The organism is Haloferax denitrificans ATCC 35960 (assembly GCF_000337795.1).
GTDB classification, from domain to species: Archaea; Halobacteriota; Halobacteria; order Halobacteriales; family Haloferacaceae; genus Haloferax; species Haloferax denitrificans.
The window spans coordinates 89,140-98,373 of the sequence record NZ_AOLP01000014.1; the positions used below are offsets into that span (position 1 = coordinate 89,140).

Genomic DNA, 9,234 nt, shown 5'->3' on the forward strand with positions numbered 1-9,234 from the left:
ATTGAGACCGTCGACGACATTCAGTTTTAGTTTTTCACGAACACCACGACCGACCGCCCCCAGAGGCCGGTGTCGTACTGGTGTGCGACGTAGCCGTCGAGGAGCGGCGCGACCGTCCCGCGCTCGTCGGCGGGCGCGATGACCACCGGGGGAATCGACGACCGGGCTTCGAGCGCCCCGGGCGTCGCCGCCGACGTCGAGTCGGCCCCGAGTCGCTCGACGTACCACGCCATCGGGAGCCGCTCGCCCCACGCGTCGGGGACCGGCGGGTAGTCGGCCGCGCCGTCGGCGACGTACATCGAACTCCCGTAGTAGAGCACCTCCGGGGCGTCGTCGTCGGTCGGCCCGACCCACGCCGAGAGGTTGTCGCGGAACGACGAGAACTCCCCCGACGGCTGGGCGAACTGCGCGAGTTCGGCGTCGCGGTCGCTCGGGGCGTACACCTCGCTCGACGCCACCGCGCCGGTCTGGGCGACGAGCGCGAGCAGGACGACGACCGCGGCCGCGACGCGGGGCACGTCCCGTGAGTCGAAGGCGCGACGGCCCCAGCGGACGAGCGCCGCGAGGCCGACGCCCGCCGGGAGCGCGAGCGGGACGACGACGTAGACGCCGAGCCACGGCGCGGACACCTCGGTCAGCATGGGGACGAACACGAGCGACGCGCCGGCCCAGTAGACTGCCGCCGACACCTCGGAACGCGGCCCGCCGGCCGTGTAGCGGTCGGCGAGGAAGACCGCCGCGCCGACGAGGACGACCGGGAGCGCCGCGAGCGCGAGCGTCCCGAGGAGGTCGCCGAGATACGGGAGGTACTCGTGGGTCCCCTCGGGGTAACGGTTGACGACGCGGACGCCGACGAAGCGACGGACCGAGTCGAAAAGCGCCGCGTCGATTGCGCCGAGAATCGTCCCCGGTGTGTAGAGGCCCGCGCCGTCGGTGTCGCCCGCCCGCGGGGCGAACGCGAAGACGTAGACGGCGACGAAGACGAGGAGCGCGCGGGCCGCGGGGGTCGCCGCGCCGCGGAGTCGGGCGGCGTACTCGCCGAGTCGCATCGCGGCCGGACGCGCCGACGGGAGGAGCGCCGCGTGGTCGAACACCAGGAGTCCGGCGACGCCGAGACAACAGAGGGCGACGACGCCGAGTCCGGACGAGGCGACGGCGAGCGCCACGGCCGCGGCGAGTCCGTAGGCGTTGCGCCGCCCCGCGCCGTCGGCGAGGCGGAGCGCGAAGCCGAAGGCGACGAGTGCGAAGCCGACCGCGAGCACGTCGCCGCGGGCGAACCGGCCGTAGTAGACGAGAATCGGATTCGCCGCGAGCACGACCGCGAACCCGAGGGTCTCGTCGTCGGCGAGGCGGTCGCGGAAGAGGAGCGCCGCGAGCGGGAGGGCCGCGCCGAACAGCGCGAAGGGGAGGCGGAGCGCGAAGTCGGTCGCGCCGAACAGCGCGAGCGACGGCCGCGAGAGGTGGTAGACCAGCGGCCCACCGGCGACGGGGCGATACGAGAGGAAGCCGGTTTCGAGCGACCGGAGGCTCCAGTAGCCGACGCGGGCCTCGTCCCAGTGAAGCGGCCGGTCGCCGAGGCCGACGAGGCGGACGACGAGCGCCGCGGCCGCGAGCGCGACGACGGCGAGCGCCGTCCGGTCGGGCCGCCGCCCGGCGCGGGAGGGAATCATGGGGTGACGTGGCGCGCCGGACGGCAGAAAGGTTACGACTTGCGGAGGTGCCGCCGGCCCGCCCCTTCGAAAGCGTCATCCCCGCCGACCGGTAGCACTCGGATATGTCGCTCATCGAGTCGCTACCCGCTCGCCCCCTCGAACCGCAGGAGCTGACGTCGCTGAATCGCGCGGACGCGTTCGACCTCGTCGTCGCCGTCGAGGACGACGGCCCCGCCCGAAGCCTGCTTTTCGCCACCGACGCGTGGGTCAAAGGCGTCGCCTACGAGGACGACGCGGGCTGGTCGGTCGTCGAGACGGTCGCACTCGACGACGAGACCGAGCGAATCGACGGCCTACAAGCGTGCGAGGAGGCGGTTCTGTCGTTCCGGGACGACGAGAACGAGGAGTAGTATTAACCGCGTTCCGAACTAAGTATAATCCGTCATGTACAACGAAATCCTCGTCCCGACCGACGGAAGCAAAGCCGCCGAACGCGCCATCGACCACGCCCTCGACCTCGCGGAGACGTACGACGCGCGGATTCACGCGCTGTACGTCGTCGACACCAGCATCTACACCTCGCTCGACGCCGGCGCGGACGTGGTCATCGACGCCCTCGAACGAGAGGGCGACGCCGCGACCCGACACGTCCGCGAGGCCGCCGACGAGGTCGGCATCGACGTGCAGGCGGAGGTCGTCACCGGGACCGCCTACCGCTCCATCCGGAAGTACATCGACGACCACGACATCGACCTCGTCGTCATGGGCACCCACGGGCGCACGGGTCTGAGCCACTACCTCCTCGGGAGCGTCACCGAACGCGTCGTCCGCACCTCGCCGGTGCCGGTGCTCACCATCCGACTGGACGACGAAGACGAGGACGAGGCGGACGCCGACGAGAGCGCGGACGCCGACGCCGAGGCTGAGGAGTAGTCCGAACCGCGTGTCGTCGCGGTCGGCGACGGGGTCGCCGCGGCTTTGATAAACAGTTTTGGTGCGGTCGCGCATACGCCGCGGTATGACCGAGTACACCGTCGAGTTCGTCGGCACGGGCGAGACCATCACCGTCTCCGACAAGCAGACGATTCTCAAGGCCTGCATCGAGGAGGGCATCGCACAGGAGTACTCCTGCCGCGTCGGGATGTGCCTCGCCTGCTCCGCCGAGATTCTCGAAGGCGACGTCACCCAGCCCGCCGCCCGCGGGCTGACCGACGAGGAGGCCGAGCGCTTCGCGCTCACCTGCATGGCCCGCCCGCAGAGCGACCTCAAACTCGACCGCGGCGTCTACCCGCCGAGCATCGAGGGCGACGCCGCGGCCGCCGGCACCGCCGCAGACGACGACTGACGACGGGTACTCACCGGGGCCGGTCCGCCGGCCCGCGTTCTCCGCTTCGTACCGAGTCGCCGAGCCGACGCGCCGGTCCGACGTACTCGCTCGGCCCGCAATCTGCCCGCGGACCGCGTCTCACGCCTCGCTCGTCGCCGCGCAGTTGTTCGGCCCCAACTCGACGTCGAACGCCTCCTCGTCGGTCAGCGAGTCGCGCCCGAGGTTCGTCTCGATGATTCGCTCGTAGTTGGCCGGTCGCGGCGGCATATCCGAGCAGACGAACGAGACGAACGCCGACTCGTCCATCGCGAGCGCCGCGAGTCGCTCTCGAAGCGCGCCGAGTTCGGCGACGTACGCGCCGTCGTCGCCGGGGACCGTCCGGGGGCCGCGGTGGGCGGGCGCGACCAGCGTGTCGTCCGCGAACGCGCCGAACCGTTCCGTGAGCGTCGCGTGGAGCCGTCTCGCGGCGTCGGGCGCGCCCTCGTCGCCGTCTTCGAGGTCCGGGCGGGCGACGCTCTCTAAAAAGAGGCTGTCGCCCGCAACGAGCAGGTCGCCGAGGCGGAACGCGGTCATCTCGGTCGTGTGTCCCGGCGCGTGGACGGCGACGAGTTCCGCGTCGCCGACGCCGACGGGCTCGCCGTCCGCGACGAGTCGCGCGTCGAAGTCGAGGCCGCGGTCGGTCGCGCCCGCCGGGAGGACAGCGGTCGCGTCAGCGCGCTCTGCGACCGCTCTGACGCCGCTGACGTGGTCGGCGTGGACGTGGGTGTCGACGGCGGCGACGACGTCCGCGCCGCGCTCGCGGGCGTCTGCGACGTATCGGTCCGCGAACGCCCGAAGGGGGTCGATGACCACGGCCTCGTCGCCGACGACGACCAGATAGGCGAGACAGCCGCTGGAGGGGCGGTCGTACTGGAGGACCGTCGCGTCCGCGTTCCCGACCGAGAGTTCGCGGGCGCGGTAGACGCGCGCCCAGCCGTCCATGCCGGTTTCGAGGTTCTCGGCGGGGACGCCGGCCTCGGAGAGCAGGTCGGCGACGTGCGCGCTCGACCGACCCTCCGCGCAGACGACGACCACCGGCGAGGGCGCGTCTCGGAACTCGGCCGCGAGTTCGTCGACCGTGCCGCGAATCTCGGCCTGCGTGAAGCGAATCGCCGGAATCTGCGTCGCGGTCACGGCCGCGCCGTCGACGCGCCACGTCTCGAACTCGTCGCGGTCGCGCACGTCGAGCACCGTCGTGGGGTCGCCGCGGGCGAGTCGGGCCGCCAGTTCCTCGGGAGTCATACGCACACGATACGCGCGCCGGGCGGAAGAACGCTCCGCGGGCCGAAAAGAGAGCGAAGCGTTCGCTACTCGGTCGTTCCGCCGTCGTTACTGAGACGGCGCGACGGCGGTTCGTCGAAGTCGAACTCGTCGACGACGTCGCCCGGCGGGCCGTCGACCCCACCGGCGGGCGGGGCGTCGGAGCCCGGTTCCGGTGAGGCGTTCGACCCGCCAACGCCGCCCGTCTCGCCGCCTACGAGGCGTTCGGCGGCGTCGCGAATCGAGAGCACCTGCTCGGTCTGCGAGCGGTTGGCGTCGGCGATATCGCCGATTTGGTCCGACACGGTGGTCGCGCGGGCGGTCGCGTCGTCGACCATGCCGGCGATTTGCTCGGCGCTCGCGGCCTGGTCGTCGGTCGCCGAGGCGACTTCGCCGACGCCGACGGTGGCCTGTTCGACCGCCGCCGAGATGTCGGAGAGGCTCCGCATCACGTCCTCGCCGCGGTCGATGCCGTCGTACAGCCGCCCCGTCGTCTGCGAGAGGCTGTCGATGGTCTCCTGTGCCTCGGTCTGGATGTGCCCCACCGTGCCTTCGACCTCGGCGGCGCGGGCCTGCGACTCCTCGGCGAGGTTCTTCACCTCGCTGGCGACGACGGCGAAGCCCTCGCCCGCGTCGCCGGCGCGGGCGGCCTCGATGGAGGCGTTGAGCGCGAGCAGGTTCGTCTGTTCGGCGATGTCGTTGATGGCGTCGAGCACCTCGTCTATCTCCGCGATTTGGTCGTGGAGTCGCTGGACGTCCTCGGAGGCCGTCTCCGCGGCCTCGCTCACGTCGCGCATCACGTCGATGGCCTCGTCGGCGGCGTCCTCGCCCTCGGCGGCGCGCATGGCGGCGTCGGCGCTGGTCCGCTCGACCTCCTCCGCGGTCGCCGCGATTTCCTCGACGGTCGCGCTCATCTCGGACACTTCGGCGGCGACGGTCGCCATGTCGTCGGCCTGTGCCTGCGCCGTGTCCTCGATGTCGTCGGTTCGCTCCGTGACCTCCTCGGAGCTCCGCAGGAGCGACTCGACGGGGGCGCTCACGTCGGCTTCGACCTCGTTGGCGAGGGCGCGCCGGCGCTCGGCGGCCTCGCGCGCCGCCTGACTGTACGAGTGGATGTACGTCTCCATCGCCACCTGCTGGTCGAGAGACAGGAGCTTCAACACGGGGAGGACGCGCGCGACGACCTCGTCGACGGCGGCTTCGACCCGGTCGTCGCCGCCGCCGAGCCCGCCCGAAACGCCGGAAACGCCGCCGAGAAGTCCCGAAAAGAGGCCGCCACGGTCGCCGTCGGCGTCGAACTCGGTGTCGGCATCGCTCCCGGCCGTGTCGCCGCCGGTGAACTCGGCTTTCACCTCGTCCGCGACGGCACCGAGAATACCCTCGTAGTAGACCGAGTACGCGCCGAGGTAGAACTTCGGCCCGAGGTCTATCATATCGTGTAACTTCCCGATGCGCGCCCGCTTGGCGAAGTAGTCCTCGTCGTACTCGCCGCGGCCGAGTTCGCGGAGATACGTCGCCTGGTCGGCCTGTAGCATCTCCGTCGTCTTCGTCGAGCGACCGAAGAACTTCCCCGTCGCGTGCTCGCCGAGGTGGTCGTAGAACTCCGCGGCGAACTCGTCCGCGAACTCGTCCAAGAGCGGTTGGAGGTCGCGCAGGCGACGTTCGTCTCCCTCCGAGAGCCGAACGAACGACTTCCGCCGGTCGATTTCCGCCGCGTCGATATCCAACTGCGAGAGAAGTGCGTCTCCGTCGACGCGCGCTCGCGCGCCGGCGTCGACTTGCCCCGAGGAGTCTGCCATATACATTCTTCAACAGACACCGGTATTTCAACCCTCTCCGCGGAATATCACGAATGATACCGGAACTGGTTGCCGTGAGAATCCCACAGTCGCGGACCGGTCCGAACGTTCAGGTGACTGGCGGGCCGATACCCGATATGGACGCCGATTCGTTCCGCGAGTCAGTCGAGACGGCGAAACGGACCCAACTCGACCGGCTCGGCTCGTCGAAGCTCCTGTTGGCGCTGACCGAGGCGGACCTCTCCGAGCCGGCGGTGCTCCGCGCCGCCGCGTACTCCGAGCACGCGGCCCGCGGGACGTTCGCGGCGTGGGCCGCAGACGAGGCGGACGACGAAGCGAGAGCCGCCTTCGAGGCCACCGCGACCCGAGAGGCCGAACACCTCGACCGCGTCCTCGACGCCCTCGGCGAGGACATCGACCTTCCCGACGAACCCGGCGTGATGCACGCGTACCTCCGCGGGCGCGAGGACGCCATCGAGCGCGCCGCCGCCGGGATGGTCGGCCGCGGCCTCGTCTCGATTCGCACTCACACGCAGGTCATCGGCTTCTTCGTCAACGAGGCCGACGAGCCCCGCGCCGACCTCTTTCGCGACCTGAAAGCCGAGACCGAGGAGACGCTGTCGGCCGGTCTCGACCTCCTCGACGACCGCTGTGCGACCGACGCCGACTGGGAGCGCGCCCGGATGGTCGCAGAGTACGTCGTTCAACTGGCGTACGACGACTACGCCGACGGCCTCGCCGAACTCGGCGTCGACCCGAAGCCGCTGTGCTGAGTCGCCGCCGCGACACCTGAGCCGCGTCGTTCCGCACCGGCCCTCGTCGCCCCGCATCGCCCCGCACCACCCCGCACCGCCGACCCAATCTATTCGTGTCCCCGAGTGGTAGCCGGAGGTATGACTTCCGAGGTTCGCGGGCGCGTCGAGGCGCTGTACACAGCGCCGTCGAAGGCCGAGCCGATGGTCTCCCACGAGGCCGTCTCGGTCGCGCCGGGCGGCATCGAGGGCGACCGCTACTTCGACGGCGACGGCTTCTACTCGGCGACCGACGGCTGTCCGGTGACGCTCGTCGACGCCGCGGTGCTGGACGACGCGGCGCGCGAGTACGACCTCGACCTCGCTTGCGGCCAGCACCGCCGGAACGTCGTCGTTCGCGGCGTCGACGTCGCCGACCTGCTCGACGCGACGTTCGAACTCGGCGGGGCCGAACTCCGCGGGACGAAGCTCAGGCCGCCCTGCGCGCACCTCGCGGACCTCGTCGGCGACGACGACGTGGGCGACGCCCTCCGCGAGTCCCGCGGCGGCATCTGCGCGGACGTCCTCGCGCCCGGCCGGGTCGCGGTCGGCGACGACCTCCGCGTGACCGAGGCGAACCCGCGCGAACTGGGCCGGCAGATAGCCCGGCGACTCGGCGGTGAGAGAGTCGCGGACGACGACGACGCCGCGACGAGCCACGAGGAACCGCACGGGAGCGGCCACGAATGACCGACGGCGACGATACCGACGACGCGGCCCCGACGGCCTCGACTCCGGTCGAGCGCGCGAAGGCCGCGCTCGCGGCGTTCGAGGCCGATGGCGATGCCTCGGATTCGACTTCGCCCCCGACCGAGTCCGCACCCCCGACGGTCGCCGTCGCTCCCGGCCGCGTGAACCTCGTCGGAGGCCACACCGACTACAACGACGGGCTCTGCCTCCCGATGGCCGTCGACCGCCACGTCGCGGTCGCGGCCCGCCCCCGAAGCGACGACCGACTGCGCGTCCGCGCCGCCGACTTCGACGAGACGGCCGAACTCGACCCCGGTGACGACCCCGACGGATGGGCGGCCTACGTCGCCGCGGTCGCGCGCGTCCTCCGCGAGGACGACCCAATCGACGGCGCGGACCTCGCCATCGCCTCGGACGTGCCCACGGGCGCGGGACTCTCCTCGTCGGCCGCGCTCGAACTCTCCGTCGGTCGCGCGCTCCTTGCGGTCTCCGGGCGCGACCTGCCCGCCGCCGACCTCGCGCTGGCGTGCTGGCGGGCCGAACGCGAGGGCGTCGGCGTCGAGTGCGGTATCCTCGACCAGTTTTCGGCGGCGCTGTGCGAGGCCGACTCGGCGCTCTTTCTCGACTGCCGGAGCCGCGAGACCGAGTCGGTCCCCCTCGGCGACGGCGTCGGCGTCCTCGTCATCGACACCGGCGTCTCCCACGAACTGACCGAGTCGGGCTACAACGACCGCGTCCGCGAGTGCGCGGCGGCGCTCGATTCCCTCCGCGAGGTCGCCGACCGCGACCTCGACTCCCTGCGCGACGTTGACCTCGCCCTCCTCGACGCCCACGCCGACGCGCTGGAGCCGGTTCACCGCCGCCGGGTTCGACACGTCGTGACGGAAAACGAGCGCGTCCGAAACGCCCGCGACGCGCTCGCCGCGGGCGACCTCGACCGCGTCGGCGACGCGATGCTCGCGGCCCACGACAGCCTGCGCGACGACTACGAGGTGAGCTGTCCGGAACTCGACGCGGCGGTCGAACTCGCCGCCGAGACGCCGGGCGTCTACGGCGCGCGGATGACCGGCGGCGGCTTCGGCGGGAGCGCGGTCGCGCTGGTCGACGGCGACGCGCTCGACCAAGCCGCGCGCGCGATTCGAGCCGCCGCCCCCGAGCGCGTCGGCCCCGACGCCGACGTGTTCGCCTGCCGTCCCTCCGCCGGCGTTCGACTGGTCGGCGAGGAGTGAGCGCGAGCCGACGACTCCGCGTGAAGTCTCGCAAAAAATCGAACGCGGGTCCGTGAGTTCGTTCGGTTCGGCGAGTCGAGCAAAGCTCGACTGATTCGACTTCGGCTTACGCCTCGTCGAACGAGACGAATCGGAGATTCGCCGGCTCGACGAGTCGGTTCACTCCTCGTCGAACAGCGTCTCGCCGTCGACCATGTGTTCTTCGACGGTGTCCATGTCCAGCGTCACGCCGAGGCCCGGCTTCTCCGGAATCTCGATGTAACCGTCCTCGATGACCGTCTCCTCGACGAGGTCGCCCCACCAGCCGAGCTCGTAGGAGTGATACTCGACCGCCAGCGAGTTCGGAATCGCCGTGCCGACGTGCGCCGACGCCATCGTCGCCACCGGCGACGACACGTTGTGCATCGCGACCGGCACGTAGTACTGGTTCGCCACGTCCGCGATCTT

General features: G+C 71.2%; 10 protein-coding genes. 6 read left to right on the forward strand and 4 right to left on the reverse strand.

The features are described 5' to 3' along the window. Nucleotides 1–26 precede the first annotated feature (26 nt). Nucleotides 27–1,670 carry a flippase activity-associated protein Agl23 gene (locus C438_RS13350; protein WP_004969996.1) on the reverse strand — a complete coding sequence of 548 codons (1,644 nt, stop codon included), beginning with the start codon at nt 1,668–1,670 and terminating at the stop codon, nt 27–29. A gap of 104 nt (nt 1,671–1,774) precedes the next feature. Between C438_RS13350 and C438_RS13355 the strand changes: the two genes are divergently transcribed. The 3 genes from C438_RS13355 to C438_RS13365 all read left to right on the forward strand — a co-directional run bounded on the left by C438_RS13355 (nt 1,775) and on the right by C438_RS13365 (nt 2,997). Beyond that, nucleotides 1,775–2,062, forward strand: coding sequence for a hypothetical protein (locus tag C438_RS13355; protein WP_004969997.1), 288 nt, complete (start codon nt 1,775–1,777; stop codon nt 2,060–2,062). A gap of 34 nt (nt 2,063–2,096) precedes the next feature. Further along, nucleotides 2,097–2,585 (forward strand): universal stress protein, encoded by a 489-nt coding sequence (locus C438_RS13360; RefSeq protein ID WP_004969998.1) that lies wholly within the window; start codon nt 2,097–2,099, stop codon nt 2,583–2,585. A gap of 85 nt (nt 2,586–2,670) precedes the next feature. Next, nucleotides 2,671–2,997, forward strand: coding sequence for a 2Fe-2S iron-sulfur cluster-binding protein (locus C438_RS13365; protein ID WP_004969999.1), 327 nt, complete (start codon nt 2,671–2,673; stop codon nt 2,995–2,997). Nucleotides 2,998–3,117: 120 nt separating this feature from the next. Here the strand turns inward: C438_RS13365 and C438_RS13370 are convergent, their stop codons facing one another. Together C438_RS13370 and C438_RS13375 are read right to left on the reverse strand one after the other, a co-directional pair. After that, complete coding sequence (locus C438_RS13370; RefSeq protein WP_004970000.1) at nt 3,118–4,260, reverse strand: MBL fold metallo-hydrolase; 1,143 nt, start codon at nt 4,258–4,260, stop codon at nt 3,118–3,120. 65 nt (nt 4,261–4,325) lie between these two features. Further along, nucleotides 4,326–6,077: a globin-coupled sensor protein gene (locus tag C438_RS13375; RefSeq protein WP_004970001.1), complete on the reverse strand. Its 1,752-nt coding sequence runs from the start codon at nt 6,075–6,077 to the stop codon at nt 4,326–4,328. A gap of 137 nt (nt 6,078–6,214) precedes the next feature. Between C438_RS13375 and C438_RS13380 the strand changes: the two genes are divergently transcribed. The 3 genes from C438_RS13380 to galK all read left to right on the forward strand — a co-directional run bounded on the left by C438_RS13380 (nt 6,215) and on the right by galK (nt 8,787). Then, complete coding sequence (locus tag C438_RS13380; RefSeq protein ID WP_004970002.1) at nt 6,215–6,850, forward strand: hypothetical protein; 636 nt, start codon at nt 6,215–6,217, stop codon at nt 6,848–6,850. 120 nt (nt 6,851–6,970) lie between these two features. Further along, nucleotides 6,971–7,558, forward strand: a complete 588-nt coding sequence (locus tag C438_RS13385; protein WP_004970003.1) for an MOSC domain-containing protein — start codon at nt 6,971–6,973, stop codon at nt 7,556–7,558. After that, entirely contained in the window at nt 7,555–8,787 is a 1,233-nt protein-coding gene (gene galK, locus C438_RS13390) for a galactokinase (protein WP_004970004.1), read from the forward strand. The genes C438_RS13385 and galK overlap by 4 nt, the downstream gene beginning before the upstream one ends. Nucleotides 8,788–8,946: 159 nt before the next feature. On the opposite strand, the gene C438_RS13395 is transcribed toward galK, so the two are convergent. Next, nucleotides 8,947–9,234: enolase C-terminal domain-like protein (locus C438_RS13395; RefSeq protein WP_004968660.1), on the reverse strand; the 288-nt coding region annotated here is incomplete at its 5' end.